Origin of the sequence: Kosakonia sp. (genome assembly GCF_032052965.1) — a bacterium.
Classification (GTDB): domain Bacteria; phylum Pseudomonadota; class Gammaproteobacteria; order Enterobacterales; family Enterobacteriaceae; genus Kosakonia.
Window position 1 is genome coordinate 324,082 of record NZ_DAMBVN010000002.1, and the last position, 17,463, is coordinate 341,544.

Below are 17,463 nucleotides of genomic sequence, written 5' to 3' on the forward strand. Positions count from 1 at the left end.
AAAGCATGGCGGGGAATGACCGCGAGCCAATTGGACGCAAGGGGAAACCTGCGCGCCCGGCGAAAGAGAAAATCAGTCGTCGTCGACTCCGGGAAGAGGAGTATGACGATTATGAAGACGATGATGAGAATGAGAAACCCATGCCGAAAAAAGGGAGAGGCAAAGGCAGAAAGCCCCGCGGTAAACGTGGCTGGTTCTGGCTGTTGGTAAAAATTTTCATCGTTCTGGCTGTGCTGTGCGCGATGTATGGCGTCTATCTTGATCAAAAAATCCGCGCCCGTATTGACGGTAAAGTCTGGCAGCTGCCTGCAGCAGTCTATGGCCGGATGGTTAACCTCGAACCGGATATGGCGATCGGTAAAAACGAGATGGTGAAACTGCTGGAAGCCACGCAGTACCGCCAGGTGACGAAGATGACGCGTCCCGGCGAGTTTACGGTGCAGGCGAAAAGCATTGAGATGATCCGCCGTCCGTTTGATTTCCCGGACAGTAAAGAAGGGCAGGTGCGTGCGCGCCTGACGTTTGATGGCGATCGTCTGGAAACCATCGAGAACATGGACAGCAACCGCCAGTTTGGTTTCTTCCGCCTCGATCCGCGTTTGATCACCATGCTCTCCTCGCCCAACGGCGAGCAGCGCCTGTTTGTACCGCGTAATGGCTTCCCGGATCTGCTGGTCGATACGCTGCTGGCCACCGAAGACCGCCATTTCTACGAGCACGATGGCATCAGTTTTTACTCCATTGGTCGTGCTGTGCTGGCGAATCTGACCGCAGGCCGTACAGTGCAGGGGGCAAGTACCCTGACGCAACAGTTGGTGAAAAACCTGTTCCTTAGCAGTGAGCGCTCTTACTGGCGTAAGGCCAACGAAGCCTATATGGCGCTGATTATGGATGCCCGTTACAGCAAGGATCGCATTCTTGAGCTGTATATGAACGAGGTCTATCTCGGTCAGAGCGGCGATAATGAGATCCGCGGTTTCCCGCTGGCGAGCCTCTACTATTTTGGTCGCCCGGTGGAAGAACTCAGTCTCGACCAGCAGGCACTGCTGGTGGGGATGGTAAAAGGAGCATCGGTTTACAACCCGTGGCGCAACCCGAAACTGGCGCTGGAACGCCGCAACCTGGTGTTGCGTCTGTTACAGCAACAGAACGTTATCGACCAGGAACTGTATGACATGCTGAGCGCCCGTCCATTGGGTGTGCAGCCACGCGGTGGGGTGATCTCTCCACAGCCAGCCTTTATGCAGATGGTGCGCCAGGAACTGCAGGCGAAACTGGGCGATAAAGTGAAAGATCTCTCCGGCGTGAAGATCTTTACCACCTTTGACTCCGTTGCGCAGGATGCTGCCGAAAAAGCGGCGGTTGAAGGGATCCCGGCGTTGATCAAACAGCGCAAGCTGACCGACCTGGAAACCGCGATGGTGGTGGTTGATCGCTTTACCGGTGAGGTACGGGCGATGGTCGGCGGGGCGACGCCGCAGTTTGCCGGTTATAACCGTGCCATGCAGGCGCGTCGTTCTATCGGCTCGCTGGCAAAACCCGCAACCTACCTGACGGCGCTGAGTCAGCCGAACACTTATCGTTTGAATACCTGGATTGCAGATGCGCCGATTTCGCTGCGTCTGTCGAATGGCCAGGTGTGGGCGCCACAGAACGACGATCGTCGCTTCAGTGGCCAGGTGATGCTGGTGGATGCGCTGACCCGCTCGATGAACGTACCGACTGTGAACCTCGGGATGGCGATTGGCTTACCGGCAGTGACGGATACCTGGCAAAAACTGGGGGCACCGAAGGATCAGTTGACCGGAATGCCGTCGATGTTGTTGGGCGCGCTGAACCTGACGCCGATTGAAGTGGCACAGGCTTTCCAGACGATCGCCAGCGGCGGTAACCGTGCGCCGCTCTCTGCGCTGCGTTCGGTCATCGCGGAAGACGGCACGGTGCTGTACCAGAGTTTCCCGCAGGCGGAGCGCGCAGTACCGGCGCAGGCAGCCTACCTGACGTTGTGGACCATGCAGCAGGTGATTCAGCGTGGTACGGGTCGCCAGCTTGGTGCGAAATATCCGGGTCTGCATCTGGCAGGGAAAACCGGGACCACCAACAATAACGTCGACACCTGGTTTGCGGGTATCGACGGGCGTGAAGTGACCATTACCTGGGTCGGACGCGACAACAACCAGCCGACCAAGCTGTATGGCGCGAGCGGCGCGATGGCTATTTACCAGCGTTACCTGGAGAATCAGTCACCCATCCCGCTGGATTTAACGCCGCCGGAAGACATTACCACGATGGGTGTCGACGATATGGGTAACTTTGTTTGCGGCGGTGGCGGTATGCGCCAGTTGCCGGTATGGACAACCAACCCGGAAACGCTCTGTCAGCAAAACCAGATGCAGCCGCAGACCGGGAATCCGTTTGATCAGTCCACGCAGCCGCAGCAGCCGCAGCAACAACCTCAGCAACCGCCGCAGCAGGAGCAGAAAAGCGATGGCGTGGCGGGCTGGATCAAAGAGATGTTCGGCAGCAATTAACCTTATCAACCCCGGCCGTCTGGCCGGGGTTTTTCTTGTTAGTAAAACATCCCCATAACGCGTGATTAATCCCTGCGTAATACCCGATTAACCCCCTGCTTTTTGTCTGGTTACTCCTTCGCCCTTTGCGCCTGTTCGGGCGGCTAACTGCTTGCTATGCAGGCGGCGCTTCGCATATTATGCTGCGGTCATAATAATAATTCTCGTTTACGTTATCATTCACTCATTGATTCAGAGATAAACCAATGGCACGTCCTGATACTGCTCAGCCAGTTAACACTACGCTGCGTAAAATCGCAGTAGTAGTAGCCACAGCGGTTAGCGGCATGTCTGTTTATGCACAGGCAGCAACAACCCCAAAAGAAGAAACCATTACCGTCACCAGCGCGGCTCCACAGGAAAGCGCATGGGGCCCGGCGGCCACCATCGCGGCGAAACATACTGCAACGGCAACCAAAACGGATACGCCGCTGGAGAAAACACCGCAGTCAATCTCTGTAGTGACCAGCGAAGAGATCGCACTGCATCAGCCGAAATCGGTAAAAGAAGCCCTGAGTTATACACCGGGGGTCGCTGTCGGTACACGCGGTGCATCGAACACTTATGACTATCTGATCATCCGTGGTTTCGCCGCTGATGGGCAGAGCCAGAATAACTACCTCGACGGCCTGAAGATGCAGGGCAACTTCTATAACGACGCGGTAATTGATCCTTATATGCTTGAACGTGCTGAAGTCCTGCGTGGCCCGACTTCTGTACTCTACGGAAAAAGTAGCCCGGGCGGCTTGCTGAATATGGTCAGCAAGCGTCCAACTACGACACCCCTGTATGAAATTCAGTTTAAGGCAGGTACTGATAACCTATTCCAGACCGGATTCGACTTCAGCGATGCGCTGGATGATGACGGTTTCTTCTCTTACCGTTTAACCGGTCTGGCGCGCTCTGCCAACGCACAGCAGGTCGACAAGAAAGAGCAGCGCTATACCATCGCCCCCTCTTTTACTTGGCGCCCGGACGATAAGACTAACTTTACGTTCCTGTCCTATTTCCAGAACGAACCGGATACGGGTTATTACGGCTGGTTGCCGAAAGAGGGTACGGTTCAGCCGCTACCGAATGGCTCGCGTCTGTCGACCGATTTCAACGAAGGTGCGAAGAACAATACCTATTCTCGTAATGAGAAAATGGTGGGTTACAGTTTCGAGCATAGCTTTAATGACACCTTTACTGTACGCCAGAATTTACGTTATGCAGAAAACAAAACAGCCCAAAACAGCGTGTATGGCTACGGAGTTTGCAGTGATGCGGCAAACTCCGGTAATGCCAGTTGCAATGCATTGTCTGCTGCTGACAAAGGGCATTATCTGGCGCGCAAATATGTTGTCGATAGCGAGAAACTGCAAAACTTCTCTGTCGATACGCAATTGCAGAGCAGCTTCGCAACTGGCGGTATTGAACACACTGTGTTGACTGGCCTCGACTTTATGCGCATGCGTAATGATATCAATGCCTGGTTTGGCTACGACAACTCAGTACCGTTACTGGATTTGTATAATCCCGTTGCCAGCAATTTCGATTTTGGTTCTAAAGATGCCAAAACCTCGGGCGCTTACCAAATCCTTAACCGTCAGAAACAGACCGGTCTTTACGTACAGGATCAAGCACAGTGGGACAAGGTTCTGGTGACATTAGGGGGCCGTTACGACTGGGCGGAACAGAGTGCGTTCAACCGCACGACAAATACCGCAACAAAACGTGATGACAACGAATTTACCTGGCGTGGTGGTGTTAACTATCTGTTTGATAATGGCGTAACGCCATATTTCAGCTATAGCGAATCGTTCGAACCCGCTTCGACCACAGGTGCGAGCGGAGCAATTTTCGCACCGTCTAAAGGTAAGCAGTACGAAGCCGGCGTGAAATATAGCCCGAAAGATCGTCCGATTGTGCTGACAGGTGCGCTTTACCAACTGACCAAGAGCAATAACCTGATGGCCGATCCGGCCGGTTCGCTTTTCTCTGTTGAAGGCGGCGAAATCCGCGCGCGCGGTGTAGAAATTGAAGCCAAAGCCGCGTTGTCGGCGAACGTTAATGTGGTGAGCTCTTATACCTATACGCAAGCGGAATACACCACCGATACCAGCTATAAAGGTAACACGCCAGCCCAGGTGCCTAAGCATATGGCATCGCTGTGGGGTGATTACACCTTCTACGATGGCGCATTGTCTGGCCTGACGTTAGGTACGGGGGCACGCTTTACTGGCTCCAGCTATGGCGACCCGGCAAACTCCTTCAGGGTGGGCAGCTACACAGTTGTAGACGCCCTGGTTCGTTACGATCTGGCGCGTGTCGGCCTGGCGGGCTCGAACGTCGCGCTGCATGTAAACAATCTCTTCGATCGTGAATACGTGGCCAGTTGCTTCAACACCTATGGCTGTTTCTGGGGCGCTGAGCGTCAGGTGGTGGCGACCGCAACCTTCCGCTTCTAATCTCTCTTCGGGCACGGTTCGCCGTGCCCTCTGACAAGTTGGCTACCATGCAGGATAACAAAACGCTTCCCGATACCACTTTTCAACTGACTGATGTCACCTTTAGCGTCCCTGGGCGCACGTTGCTGCATCCGTTATCCCTGACTTTTCCGGTCGGCAACGTTACGGGCCTGATTGGTCACAACGGATCGGGTAAATCTACCCTGCTGAAAATGCTCGGCCGCCATCAGCCGCCCTCTGACGGCACTATCCTGCTGGATGGCCAGCCGCTGGAAAACTGGAACAGCAAAGCCTTTGCCCGCAAAGTGGCCTATCTGCCGCAGCAATTGCCGCAGGCGGAGGGGATGACCGTACGTGAACTGGTGGCGATAGGGCGTTATCCGTGGCACGGCGCGTTGGGACGATTTGGCATCGCTGACCGTGAAAAAGTGGAAGAAGCCATTGCACTGGTTGGATTAAAACCGCTGGCTCACCGCCTGGTGGACAGCCTTTCAGGTGGCGAACGCCAGCGGGCGTGGATTGCCATGCTGGTGGCGCAAGACAGCCGTTGCCTGTTGTTAGATGAACCCACCTCTGCGCTTGATATTGCCCACCAGGTGGATGTACTGGCGCTGGTGCATCGCCTCAGCCAGCAGCGCGGGCTGACGGTGATTGCCGTTCTGCACGATATTAATATGGCCGCGCGATACTGCGACTATCTGGTGGCGCTCCGCGGTGGGGAGATGATCGCCGAAGGCACGCCGGATGTACTCATGCGAGCCGATACCCTCGAACACATTTACGGCATCCCGATGGGGATCCTTCCACATCCGTCCGGCGCGGCACCCGTGAGTTTTGTCTACTAATGGTTGAATTACATCAGATTAGCCGTCGCCGTTTGCTGACCGCGATGGCGCTTTCCCCCTTGTTATGGCAGATGCATAACGCGAAGGCGGCGTCGGTCGATCCACAGCGCATTGTTGCGCTCGAGTGGCTCCCGGTGGAGCTCTTACTGGCGCTGGGCATTGCGCCTTATGGCGTGGCGGACATCGGGAGCTATAACGTCTGGGTAAACGAGCCCGCTCTCCCTGCGTCGGTTATCGATGTGGGGCTGCGCACCGAGCCGAATCTCGAATTACTCACGCAAATGAAACCTTCGTATCTGGTCTGGTCGGCGGGTTATGGCCCTGCTGAAACCAAACTGGCAAGAATTGCGCCGGGGCGCGGTTTTACTTTCAGTGATGGCAAAAAACCGCTGACCATGGCGCGTCACTCGCTGAATGAGATGGCACAGTTACTGAACCGCGAAGCGGCTGCCAAAAAGCACCTTGATGAATTTGATGCGCTGATCGCCAGGACAAAACCGCGCTTCGCCCGCCGTGGCGATCGTCCGCTATTAATGATCACGCTGCTGGATGCGCGCCATGTGCTGGCGTTCGGGCCAAATTGCCTCTTCCAGGAAGTTCTCGACAGTATGGGCATCCGCAATGCATGGCACGGAGAAACCACCTTCTGGGGAAGTGTGGCGGTCGGTATCGACAGACTGGCAGAGTACAAAGATGTCGATGTGCTGTGCTTTGATCACGGCAACGATCTGGCAATGCAAAAACTGATGACGACGCCGCTATGGCAGTCGATGCCGTTTGTCCGCGCCGGGCGCTTCCAGCGTGTACCGGCGGTCTGGTTCTACGGTGCTACGTTGTCGGCCATGCATTTCACGCGCGTACTGGACAATGCGCTGGGAGCAAAAGCATGAGTCGACGTATTTCTCCTTTTCCGGCGCTGCTGTTGGCCGTGTTGTTTGTTGCCGCCGCCTGGCTTAGCTGGTCCAATTTGACTATTGCACTGCCCCGTGCGCAGTGGGGAGAGGCGCTGCGCGCGCCGGACCAGGATCAGATCAATCAGATGCTGTTCCACTATAGTTTGCTGCCCCGGTTAGTCATTTCGTTGCTGGTCGGCGCGGGGCTTGGGCTGGTTGGCGTGCTGTTCCAGCAGGTGTTACGAAACCCGCTGGCGGAGCCGACCACGCTTGGCGTGGCAACCGGTGCGCAGCTTGGTATTACCATCACAACGTTATGGGCGATCCCGGGTGTGCTGGCCTCGCAGTTCGCCGCGCTGGCGGGAGCGAGTCTGGTCGGGGCGCTGGTGTTTGGTGTCGCCTGGGGTAAACGCTTATCACCGGTCACGCTGATCCTCGCCGGGCTGGTGGTCAGCCTTTACTGTGGGGCCATTAACCAACTTCTGGCGCTGTTCCATCACGATCAATTGCAAAGCATGTTCTTGTGGAGCACCGGTACGCTGACCCAGACTGACTGGAGTGTTGTCCAGCGCCTGTGGCCGCAACTGCTGGGAGGTGGGTTGCTGACGCTGCTGTTGTTGCGCCCGCTCACCTTAATGGGCCTTGACGACGGCGTGGCCCGTAATCTTGGGCTGGCATTATCGCTGGCTCGCCTGGCGGCGCTGACGCTGGCGATTGCCCTCAGTGCGTTGCTGGTTAACGCCGTCGGGATCATTGGTTTTATCGGCCTGTTTGCCCCCTTACTGGCGAAAATGCTCGGCGCACGCAGACTGCTGGCGCGCCTGATGCTGGCCCCGCTCATTGGCGCATTGATCCTGTGGCTCTCCGATCAGGTTATCTGGATGTTGACCCGCGTCTGGCGGGAAGTCTCCACAGGCTCGATCACCGCGTTGATCGGTGCGCCGCTGTTGTTATGGCTGCTGCCGCGTTTGCGTAGCATGAGCGCGCCAGCCATGAACGCTGGCGATAATATTCCGCCCGAGCGCCAGCATGTGCAGGGGTTTGCCCTGGCTGGCGTCGTGGTGTTGCTGCTGGCGATGTGGGTAGCGCTGGCTTTCGGGCGGGATGTACAAGGCTGGCACTGGGCCAGCGGTATGCTGCTCGATCAATTACTGGAGTGGCGCTGGCCGCGCATTATCGCCGCGTTAACCGCCGGGGTAATGCTGGCAGTGGCGGGCTGTATTATTCAGCGGCTGACCGGCAATCCGATGGCCAGCCCGGAAGTGCTGGGGATCAGTTCCGGGGCGGCATTTGGCGTGGTGCTGATGTTGTTCTTTGTGCCGGGGAATGCGTTTGGCTGGCTGATGCCCGCCGGAAGCCTCGGCGCGGCAGGTACGCTGCTGATCATTATGCTGGCTGCCGGGCGCGGTGGGTTTTCTCCGCACCGTATGCTGCTGGCCGGAATGGCCTTAAGCACCGCGTTTACCATGTTGCTGATGATGTTACAGGCAAGCGGCGATCCGCGCATGGCGGGCGTGCTGACATGGATCTCCGGTTCGACCTATAACGCTTCTACAGACCAGGTCTGGCGCACCAGCCTGATGATGGTCATCCTGCTGGCACTCACGCCATTGTGCCGCCGCTGGTTGATGATCTTACCGCTGGGGAGCGATACCGCGCGATCGGTGGGCATGGCGTTAACACCGTCGCGTGTTGCGCTACTGCTGCTGGCGGCAGGGCTTACCGCAACAGCGACAATGACCATTGGCCCGCTCAGTTTTGTAGGTTTGATGGCCCCGCATATTGCGCGCATGATGGGCTTTCGTAGGACGTTGCCGCATATGGTGATGTCTGCACTGGTGGGTGGGTTGCTGCTGGTGTTTGCGGACTGGTGCGGGCGTATGGTGCTGTTTCCGTATCAGATCCCGGCGGGTCTGTTGTCGACGTTTATTGGCGCGCCCTATTTTATCTATCTGCTAAGAAAGCAAAGCCGCTGAGTTTTCCCTCTCCCCACTGGGGAGAGGGAAGGGCTGCTTACAGCTTCGCAAATACGCGGCGCGCGGCATCAATCGTATTATCAATATCTTCTTCGCTGTGCGCCACGGACATAAAGCCCGCTTCAAAGGCCGACGGCGCAAAGTAGACGCCTTCTTCCAGCATCAGGTGGAAGAAGCGTTTGAAACGCTCCACATCGCATTTCACCACATCCTGATAGCAGGTGACGCTCTGCGCATCAGTAAAGAACAGACCAAACATTCCACCGACATGGTTCACCACCAGTGGAATGCCTGCCTGCTGCGCCGCTTCCAGCAGACCGTTTGCCAGCTGGCTGGTCAGTTCGGTCAGGGTAGCGTGAATGCCAGGCTGCGCCACTTCGGTTAAGCAGGCGTAGCCTGCCGCCATGGCAATCGGGTTTCCGGAAAGTGTCCCCGCCTGGTAAACCGGCCCGGTGGGGGCCAGGGCTTCCATCACATCCCGGCGGCCGCCAAATGCGCCGACCGGCATGCCGCCACCGATAATTTTGCCCAGACAGGTCAGATCCGGCACCACGCCGTAATAGTCCTGCGCCCCGGCCAGCGCAACGCGGAAACCGGTCATGACTTCATCGATAATCAGCAGGGCACCAAACTCATCGCACAGTGCGCGCAGGCCTGGCAGGAATTCTGGCTGCGGCGGGATACAGTTCATATTGCCCGCCACCGGCTCAACGATGATACAGGCGATATCCCGTGGATATTGTTCGAACGCCGCACGGACGGAGTCGAGATCGTTATAAGTACATGTCAGGGTATGTCTCGCAAAGTCAGCCGGAACGCCCGGTGAGTTCGGCTGGCCCAGCGTCAGCGCGCCGGAACCCGCTTTCACCAGCAGGCAGTCGGCATGGCCGTGGTAACACCCCTCAAATTTAATGATTTTGTCGCGGCCGGTAAAACCACGCGCAAGGCGGATGGCGCTCATGGTGGCTTCGGTGCCGGAGTTCACCATGCGTACCATATCCATGGTCGGTACCAGTTCGGTGACCAGCTCCGCCATTTTGACTTCCATCTCGGTGGGCGCACCGAAACTCAGACCCCGGCTGGCGGCTTCGATGACCGCGTTGCGAATAGCCGGGTGGTTGTGTCCCAGCACCATTGGCCCCCAGGAGCCGACGTAATCGATATAGGCTTTGCCGTCGGCATCGTACAAATAAGCACCGTCAGCACGCTCAATAAACAGCGGTGTACCGCCCACGCCTGTAAAGGCGCGCACCGGCGAGTTTACGCCGCCGGGGATCAGTTCACGCGCTGCGTTATAGAGTTTTTCAGACTTACTCATGCTTTCATTCCTGGTTGGTGGAAAAATCAATGCCCGCCATTCTATGTGATTACAGGAAAGTTATGAAAGTTTTGCCCCCGGAAACGACACATTTTGCAGGCATTTCTGGCGCGACGCGGCTGTTCTGGCCCGCTACAATGGCGTTTATATTTGTATGACATTCTCAGGCTCATGACTCCAGAAATCTCCTCCTTCGAACAACAACAAGTTGAGCGGCGTCGGCGCAGAGATATTTTGCGCCAATTGCTGCAACGCGATAAAACCCCGCTGGCGATTTTAATGATGGCCGCAATAGCCGGGACGCTGACCGGATTGGTTGGTGTGGCGTTTGAAAAAGCGGTGAATGCCGTTGTGAATGCGCGTCTCGGTGCACTGGGGAAAATGGCGGATCATGGCGGGTTGTTGTGGCTGCTGGCGTTTGTTGGTTCCGCACTGCTGGCGATGCTCGGCTATTTTCTCGTTCGGCGCTTCGCCCCTGAGGCGGGCGGTTCAGGTATTCCTGAAATTGAAGGTGCACTGGAAGAGTTGCGTCCGGTGCGCTGGTGGCGTGTTTTGCCGGTCAAATTTTTAGGTGGGATGGGGACGCTGGGTGCAGGGATGGTGCTGGGTCGCGAAGGTCCGACAGTACAGATTGGCGGTAATATTGGCCGCATGGTGGCTGATCTGTTCCGCATGCGCAGTGCAGAGGCGCGGCATACACTGCTGGCCACTGGTGCTGCTGCAGGGTTGTCTGCTGCCTTTAACGCACCGCTGGCCGGGATCCTTTTTATTATTGAAGAGATGCGTTCGCAGTTTCATTACAGCCTGATCTCCATTAAGGCGGTGTTTACCGGGGTGATCATGTCGAGCATCGTGTTCCGGCTGTTCAATGGCGAAGCGGCGGTAATAGATGTGGGCAAACTCAGTAATGCGCCTGTTTACACACTTTGGCTTTACCTGGTGCTGGGAATGGTGTTTGGCTGCGTCGGGCCGGTGTTCAATGCACTGGTGTTACGCGTGCAGGATCTGTTTCAGCGCCTTCACGGCGGCCACACGGGAAAATGGGTGCTGATTGGTGGGTTAATTGGTGGTGCTTGTGGGGTACTCGGCCTGATAGCGCCATCGCTCTCTGGTGGAGGTTTTGCACTGATCCCTATAGCGGCGGCGGGGAACTATACTGCAGGTGTGCTGGTGGCGATTTTCCTCGTGCGTGTTGGCACCACGTTGCTCTGTTTCAGTTCCGGCGCGCCGGGCGGGATCTTTGCACCTATGCTGGCATTAGGAACCGTGCTGGGAATGGCTTTCGGCAGCATTTGCGTGAGTATTTTCCCACATTATCAGATGGATGCTGCAACGTTTGCAATTGCCGGCATGGGCGCGTTACTGGCCGCTTCATTACGCGCACCGTTAACAGGGATCGTGCTGGTTTTGGAAATGACAGACAATTATCAGCTTATTCTGCCAATGATCATTACCTGCCTTGGTGCGACACTGTTAGCACAGTTTCTCGGCGGCAAACCGCTCTATTCGGCGATCCTGGCACGTACACTTGCCAGGCAGGAAGCGAACAGTATTGCGGAGCCGCGGCGGGAGAATACTTGAACGATTTAATAGCGTATTGGATAATAGCCGAAAAGATCGGGTTACTATTTGCCCAGATCGCAGTAGCAATGGGAGCAAGACATGAGTGATGACGTAGCGCTGCCGCTGCAGTTTACCGACGCAGCAGCCAACAAAGTAAAAAGCCTGATCGCCGATGAAGAGAACCCCAATCTGAAATTGCGTGTCTACATCACCGGTGGTGGTTGCAGCGGCTTCCAGTATGGTTTTACCTTTGACGACCAAATCAACGATGGCGATATGACCATTGAAAAGCAGGGCGTTGGCCTGGTGGTTGACCCGATGAGCCTGCAATATCTGGTGGGTGGTTCGGTGGATTACACCGAAGGCCTGGAAGGTTCCCGCTTCGTGGTTACCAACCCGAACGCGACCAGCACCTGCGGGTGTGGATCTTCATTCAGTATCTGATCCCCATCTGATGCCCGGTGGCGCTTTGCTTACCGGGCTGCTTTTGTAAGCCGAATCGCTCCCTTCTCTTAACGCCCGGGCTCATCCAGCGCAAAGGTTGGCAACTTCAGATGCCAGCGAATCGCCGCCAGGCGGATCACCAGCGTCACCACCATGCCCAACATGCTCGCGTTTTCCAGCGGTACGCTAAAGACGTAATAGGCTGTCGCATGGACAATACCGCCAGCAATACAGGCGGTAGCGTAGATTTCGGTACGCAGGATCATCGGCACTTCCCGCGCCAACACATCGCGGATAATGCCGCCGCCAACCCCGGTTACTACGCCCATACAGATCGCGACCAGCGGCCCGGTCCCGGCCATAAAGGCTTTATTTACGCCAATGCCGACAAACACTGCCAGACCAACGGCATCCAGCACCGGCAGCACCCATTTTGGCAGGCGGCGCGGCTGGCGTACCAGCACAATGGTTAACATGCAGGTCGCCATTGCTACCACCAGATCGGTAGGATCTTTGACCCAGAACACCGGCCCATGCGCCAGCGCCATATCGCGGATCGTGCCGCCCCCGACGGCGGTGACCACGCCCAGAACCAGCACGCCAAAGGGATCCATGCGTAATTTACCCGCCAGCAGCACACCGGAGATGGCAAACACGGCAGTACCGATAATATCCAGCCAGTAGACGAGCATGGTTGATTCCCCGGTTATTTCACCTGCGCAAGGGCAGTACAGAGTTGTTGAGCGGCGAGGATAATACGCGGGCTTGCGCGTTCAAACCAGTCGCTGTGAAGAGAAATAATCGGCGCATCAAGTTGGCTGTGCCAGAACTGTTCGATTTTGGGCATTTCGCCTGCGTCGCCAGCCACGACAATGGCCTGCGGCTGCCGGGCCAGTACCTGTTCACGACTGACCTGCGGCCAGGGAACGCGGCTTGCAGCAAAGATATTTTCCCCGCCGCACAGTTCCAGCACCTGGTTCTGAATAGAACCCTGGCCGGTGGTAAACAACGGATGCGCGCCAAATTGCAGAAACACGCGTTTTTTCGGTTGGTTTTGGTAGCGGGCTTTCAGTTCGTTGTACTGCGCCAGCAGCTGGTTCGCGGCCTGTTGCGCCTGATCGGGGTGCACGCTATAAGGGGCAAGCTTACGCAGAGTTTCCGCCACTTGTTCAATGGTGATGGCATCCACCCACAGTACGGTGATCCCAAACTGCTTCAGTTGATTAACCTGACGTTCGGTATTGCCCCCACGCCATGCCAGGACCAAATCCGGTTTCAGGGCGATGATCCGTTCGAGATTGATCCCCTGCCAGCTCGCAACTTGCTCAATATGTGCTGCTTCAGGCGGGTAATCGGAATGGCTACTGACGGCGACAGGCGTAATGCCTGCAGCGAACAACAGTTCTGTATTGGCCGGGGAGAGAGAAATAACACGTGGCGCGGCGGAGAGCCACGCCGGGAGCAGCAAAAGCAGGGCGGCAAGCGCCCCATAAAGACGATTAGCCACGTGCCAGATTCTGCACCAGCGTTTCAACCATCAGGCTGGACTGTTTGGCGGCAACCACCAGGAACTCATCAAAGCTCAGGTGAGACTGCTGATCCGCCACGTCAGAAATCGCGCGAACCACAACAAACGGCACGCCGAAGTTATGGCAAACATGGGCGATGGCAGTGGCTTCCATCTCTACCGCAACGGCTTGCGGGAAGTTGTGACGGATCTTCGCCAGCCCGACCGACCCATTGATAAAAGCATCGCCGCTGACGATCAGGCCGCGTACGGCGTGCAGGTTCAGTTGACCGATACAGGCTTCTGCAGCAGCAACCAGTTTGTCATCGGCTTTGAAACCCGCCGGGCAACCCGGTAACTGGCCATACTCATAGCCAAACGCGGTGACGTCGGCATCGTGGTAGCGCGCCTCGTCGGACACCACGATATCGCCTACCTTGAGCGTCGATGCCAGACCGCCTGCGGAACCGGTATTGATAATCACATCCGGCTTGCAGCGCTCCAGCAGCAAGGTCGCGCCCATTGCCGCAGCCACTTTGCCGATGCCAGACTTCAGCAGTGCGACTTCAGTGCCATTCAGCGTACCGGTGTAGATTTCGCTTCCGCCAATATTCAGGGTCTGGCGGTTTTCGATTTTGTCACGCAGCAGCGTAACTTCTTCTTCCATTGCACCAATAATGCCAATTTTCATGGAGATACTCGCTAATGTGATAAGACAGAATTACGTTTTCAGGGCATAGTCTATCATGGCATACACAATTGCATGATATCCCGTGACGCTTTGCACAGGAGAGAAAATGGCAGAGATCGACTTTCGCAATAAAATAAACTGGCACCGACGTTACCGTTCGCCACAGGGAATGAAGAGTGAACGTGAAATTCTGCGCATTTTTGAAAGCGATCGTGGGCGTATCGTTAACTCTCCTGCTATCCGACGTTTGCAACAGAAAACACAGGTGTTTCCACTGGAGCGCAATGCCGCAGTGCGCACGCGTTTAACGCATTCACTCGAAGTACAGCAGGTGGGGCGCTATATTGCCAAAGAGATCCTCAGCCGACTAAAAGAGCTAAAGCTGCTGGAAACGTACGGGCTGGACGAACTGACCGGGCCGTTTGAAAGCATCGTCGAAATGGCCTGCCTGATGCACGATATTGGCAACCCGCCGTTTGGGCATTTTGGTGAGGCGGCGATCAATGACTGGTTCCGCCAGCGCCTGGCTCCCGACGATGCGGTTAGCCAGCCTTTGCCGGACGATCGCTGCGAAGTGGCCGTTCTTCGTTTGCGCGAGGGTGAAGAGCAGCTTAATGCACTGCGCAGTAAAGTGCGTCAAGACCTAAGCCATTTTGAGGGCAATGCACAAGGTATTCGCCTGGTGCATACGTTAATGCGAATGAATCTGACCTGGGCGCAGGTAGGCTGTATTTTAAAATATACGCGACCGGCCTGGTGGGTGGGCGATCCGCCTGCCTCGCACAGCTATTTAATGAAAAAGCCAGGCTACTATTTTTCTGAAGAGGCGTATGTCGAGCGCCTGCGTAAAGAATTAAACCTCGATACTTACAGTCGCTTCCCTTTAACGTGGATAATGGAAGCCGCTGATGATATTTCCTATTGCGTGGCCGATCTGGAAGACGCCGTAGAGAAGCGTATTTTCACCGCAGAGCAGCTTTATCAGCATCTGTATGAGGCGTGGGGAACACATGAAAAAGGCTCGTTATTTGCTCAGGTCGTTGAGAATGCCTGGGAAAAATCGCGCGTTAATTCCATGAGCCGCAGCGCAGAAGATCAATTCTTTATGTATTTACGGGTAAATACCCTTAATAAGCTGGTGCCTTACGCAGCCCAACGTTTTATTGAGAACTTGCCACAAATCTTCAGCGGTGAATTCAACCATGCGTTACTTGAAGATGACAGTGGGTTTAGCCAGCTACTTGAATTGTATAAAAATGTCGCCATAAAGCAGGTATTCAGCCACCCTGATGTCGAGCAGCTGGAATTACAAGGCTATCGCGTCATTAGCGGGTTGCTGGATATTTACCGCCCATTGTTGCAATTATCTCTGGCGGATTTTACTGAGCTGGTGGAAAAAGAGGGGTTGCGGCGTTTTCCTATTGCTTCGCGCCTGTTTCATAAACTGTCTACACGCCACCGGTTAGCCTATGTTGAGGCGGTCAGTAAATTATCCCCGGCGTCGGCGGAGTATCCGGTGCTGGAGTATTATCACCGTTGTCGATTAATTCAGGATTATATCAGCGGCATGACAGATCTTTATTCATGGGATGAATATCGTCGTTTGATGGCGGTGGAATAAACCCCGTCGAATTGTAAAGAACGACAATAAATTTTTACCTTTTGCGGAAACGAAATGCCGGAACTTCACGCTATAAATCGACTCTGAGTGGTACATACACAGCAGTTTGCGTTAATCGGTAATGAGATTGAGAGACATGAAAAAAACGACGTTAGCAATGAGTGCACTGGCCCTGAGTTTAAGTTTAGCGTTGTCTCCTCTGTCGGCTTCGGCGGCGGAAACAGCATCTTCAGCCACCCCATCGCAACAAATGCCGAGCCTCGCGCCTATGCTGGAAAAGGTGATGCCTTCGGTAGTCAGTATCAATGTAGAAGGCAGCACGACGGTGAACACCCCGCGTATGCCGCGTAATTTCCAACAATTCTTTGGTGATAATTCACCGTTCTGCCAGGACGGTTCGCCATTCCAGAGCTCGCCTTTCTGCCAGCAGGGCGGACAGGGCGCTCCTGATGGTTCGCAGCAGCAGAAATTTATGGCGCTGGGTTCCGGGGTAATCATCGATGCCGCGAAAGGTTATGTGGTAACAAACAACCATGTAGTTGATAACGCGAACACCATTAAAGTCCAGTTGAGCGACGGGCGTAAATTTGACGCAAAAGTGGTAGGTAAAGATCCCCGCTCTGACATTGCGTTGATTCAGATTCAGGACCCGAAAAACCTGACGGCGATTAAGCTGGCAGACTCTGATGCACTGCGCGTTGGCGACTATACGGTTGCTATCGGTAACCCGTTTGGCCTGGGCGAAACCGTGACCTCCGGGATTGTTTCTGCGTTAGGTCGTAGCGGCCTGAACGCGGAAAACTACGAAAACTTTATCCAGACCGATGCGGCCATCAACCGGGGGAATTCGGGCGGCGCGCTGGTGAACCTGAACGGTGAGCTGATCGGGATTAACACAGCGATCCTCGCACCGGACGGCGGTAATATCGGTATTGGTTTTGCTATTCCGAGCAACATGGTGAAAAACCTCACCGCGCAAATGGTGCAGTTCGGGCAGGTGCGTCGTGGCGAGTTGGGCATTATGGGGACCGAACTGAACTCTGAGCTGGCAAAAGCGATGAAAGTCGACGCACAGCGCGGAGCATTTGTAAGCCAGGTAATGCCGAATTCTGCTGCTGCGAAAGCCGGTGTAAAAGCGGGGGATGTCATCACCTCTCTGAACGGTAAGGCCATCAGCAGCTTTGCGGCGCTGCGTGCGGAAGTGGGGTCAATGCCGATTGGCAGCAAAGTTGCGCTGGGTCTGCTGCGCGACGGTAAGCCAGTCAATATTACGCTGGAACTGCAGCAAAGCAGTCAGAACCAGGTCGACTCCAGCACCATCTTTAGCGGCATCGAAGGCGCGGAGATGAGCAATAAAGGCAAAGAAGAAGGTGTGGTGGTGAATTCAGTAAAAGCCAACACGCCGGCTGCGCAAATCGGCCTGAAAAAAGGCGATGTGATAGTGGGTGCCAACCAGCAGCCTGTGAAAAACATCGCTGAGTTACGCAAAATCCTCGACAGCAAACCTTCTGTACTGGCGCTGAACATTCAGCGTGGCGATAGTTCCATCTATCTGCTGATGCAATAACCCGCAGCAACCCTCTTC

At 55.5% G+C, this 17,463-nt stretch carries 13 protein-coding genes; 9 read left to right on the top strand and 4 right to left on the bottom strand.

Translation table 11 applies throughout. The features are described 5' to 3' along the window. The first annotated feature begins 5 nt into the window (after positions 1–5). The 5 genes from mrcB to fhuB all read left to right on the top strand — a co-directional run bounded on the left by mrcB (position 6) and on the right by fhuB (position 8,734). On the top strand, positions 6–2,531 hold the full coding sequence (gene mrcB, locus RTX30_RS04835) for a bifunctional glycosyl transferase/transpeptidase (protein ID WP_312687365.1): 2,526 nt from the start codon (positions 6–8) through the stop codon (positions 2,529–2,531). Between the two features lie 245 nt (positions 2,532–2,776). Then, positions 2,777–5,020 carry a ferrichrome porin FhuA gene (fhuA, locus tag RTX30_RS04840; protein ID WP_312687368.1) on the top strand — a complete coding sequence of 748 codons (2,244 nt, stop codon included), beginning with the start codon at positions 2,777–2,779 and terminating at the stop codon, positions 5,018–5,020. 47 nt (positions 5,021–5,067) lie between these two features. Further along, a complete protein-coding gene (gene fhuC, locus RTX30_RS04845; protein ID WP_312687369.1) occupies positions 5,068–5,865 on the top strand; it encodes a Fe3+-hydroxamate ABC transporter ATP-binding protein FhuC in 798 nt (265 codons plus the stop codon). After that, positions 5,865–6,755, top strand: coding sequence for a Fe(3+)-hydroxamate ABC transporter substrate-binding protein FhuD (gene fhuD / locus RTX30_RS04850; RefSeq protein WP_312687371.1), 891 nt, complete (start codon positions 5,865–5,867; stop codon positions 6,753–6,755). Before fhuC ends, fhuD begins: the two co-directional genes overlap by 1 nt. Beyond that, positions 6,752–8,734, top strand: coding sequence for a Fe(3+)-hydroxamate ABC transporter permease FhuB (gene fhuB, locus RTX30_RS04855; protein ID WP_312687372.1), 1,983 nt, complete (start codon positions 6,752–6,754; stop codon positions 8,732–8,734). The genes fhuD and fhuB overlap by 4 nt, the downstream gene beginning before the upstream one ends. Before the next feature lie 37 nt (positions 8,735–8,771). Here the strand turns inward: fhuB and hemL are convergent, their stop codons facing one another. Continuing rightward, positions 8,772–10,052: a glutamate-1-semialdehyde 2,1-aminomutase gene (gene hemL / locus RTX30_RS04860; RefSeq protein ID WP_312687374.1), complete on the bottom strand. Its 1,281-nt coding sequence runs from the start codon at positions 10,050–10,052 to the stop codon at positions 8,772–8,774. A gap of 171 nt (positions 10,053–10,223) precedes the next feature. Between hemL and clcA the strand changes: the two genes are divergently transcribed. Together clcA and erpA are read left to right on the top strand one after the other, a co-directional pair. Then, the gene (clcA, locus tag RTX30_RS04865; protein WP_312687376.1) at positions 10,224–11,633 is read left to right on the top strand and encodes a H(+)/Cl(-) exchange transporter ClcA; all 1,410 of its coding nucleotides are present in this window, start codon (positions 10,224–10,226) and stop codon (positions 11,631–11,633) included. A gap of 81 nt (positions 11,634–11,714) precedes the next feature. Further along, positions 11,715–12,059: an iron-sulfur cluster insertion protein ErpA gene (gene erpA, locus RTX30_RS04870; protein WP_023480429.1), complete on the top strand. Its 345-nt coding sequence runs from the start codon at positions 11,715–11,717 to the stop codon at positions 12,057–12,059. A 68-nt stretch (positions 12,060–12,127) separates the two neighbouring features. Here erpA and RTX30_RS04875 read toward each other — a convergent pair whose 3' ends face one another. Genes RTX30_RS04875 through mtnN form a run of 3 tightly spaced genes read right to left on the bottom strand, consistent with a single transcriptional unit; the run spans position 12,128 to position 14,257 of the window. Beyond that, on the bottom strand, positions 12,128–12,751 hold the full coding sequence (locus tag RTX30_RS04875) for a TRIC cation channel family protein (RefSeq protein ID WP_312687378.1): 624 nt from the start codon (positions 12,749–12,751) through the stop codon (positions 12,128–12,130). Positions 12,752–12,765: 14 nt separating this feature from the next. Further along, positions 12,766–13,566, bottom strand: coding sequence for a vitamin B12 ABC transporter substrate-binding protein BtuF (gene btuF / locus RTX30_RS04880; RefSeq protein ID WP_312687381.1), 801 nt, complete (start codon positions 13,564–13,566; stop codon positions 12,766–12,768). After that, positions 13,559–14,257 carry a 5'-methylthioadenosine/S-adenosylhomocysteine nucleosidase gene (gene mtnN / locus RTX30_RS04885; protein ID WP_312687383.1) on the bottom strand — a complete coding sequence of 233 codons (699 nt, stop codon included), beginning with the start codon at positions 14,255–14,257 and terminating at the stop codon, positions 13,559–13,561. Before mtnN ends, btuF begins: the two co-directional genes overlap by 8 nt. Before the next feature lie 106 nt (positions 14,258–14,363). On the opposite strand from mtnN, the gene dgt reads away from it, so the two are divergent. Beyond that, entirely contained in the window at positions 14,364–15,878 is a 1,515-nt protein-coding gene (dgt, locus tag RTX30_RS04890) for a dGTPase (RefSeq protein WP_312687386.1), read from the top strand. 136 nt (positions 15,879–16,014) lie between these two features. Then, positions 16,015–17,445 (top strand): serine endoprotease DegP, encoded by a 1,431-nt coding sequence (degP, locus tag RTX30_RS04895; protein ID WP_312687388.1) that lies wholly within the window; start codon positions 16,015–16,017, stop codon positions 17,443–17,445. Positions 17,446–17,463 lie beyond the last annotated feature (18 nt).

Coding starts and splice junctions, on each gene's coding strand:
- clcA (WP_312687376.1), top strand. CDS start 10,224: ATGACTCCAGAAATCTCCTCCTTCGAACAACAACAAGTTGAGCGGCGT.
- fhuD (WP_312687371.1), top strand. CDS start 5,865: ATGGTTGAATTACATCAGATTAGCCGTCGCCGTTTGCTGACCGCGATG.
- hemL (WP_312687374.1), bottom strand. CDS start 10,052: ATGAGTAAGTCTGAAAAACTCTATAACGCAGCGCGTGAACTGATCCCC.
- dgt (WP_312687386.1), top strand. CDS start 14,364: ATGGCAGAGATCGACTTTCGCAATAAAATAAACTGGCACCGACGTTAC.
- mrcB (WP_312687365.1), top strand. CDS start 6: ATGGCGGGGAATGACCGCGAGCCAATTGGACGCAAGGGGAAACCTGCG.
- fhuB (WP_312687372.1), top strand. CDS start 6,752: ATGAGTCGACGTATTTCTCCTTTTCCGGCGCTGCTGTTGGCCGTGTTG.
- fhuA (WP_312687368.1), top strand. CDS start 2,777: ATGGCACGTCCTGATACTGCTCAGCCAGTTAACACTACGCTGCGTAAA.
- RTX30_RS04875 (WP_312687378.1), bottom strand. CDS start 12,751: ATGCTCGTCTACTGGCTGGATATTATCGGTACTGCCGTGTTTGCCATC.
- degP (WP_312687388.1), top strand. CDS start 16,015: ATGAAAAAAACGACGTTAGCAATGAGTGCACTGGCCCTGAGTTTAAGT.
- mtnN (WP_312687383.1), bottom strand. CDS start 14,257: ATGAAAATTGGCATTATTGGTGCAATGGAAGAAGAAGTTACGCTGCTG.
- erpA (WP_023480429.1), top strand. CDS start 11,715: ATGAGTGATGACGTAGCGCTGCCGCTGCAGTTTACCGACGCAGCAGCC.
- fhuC (WP_312687369.1), top strand. CDS start 5,068: ATGCAGGATAACAAAACGCTTCCCGATACCACTTTTCAACTGACTGAT.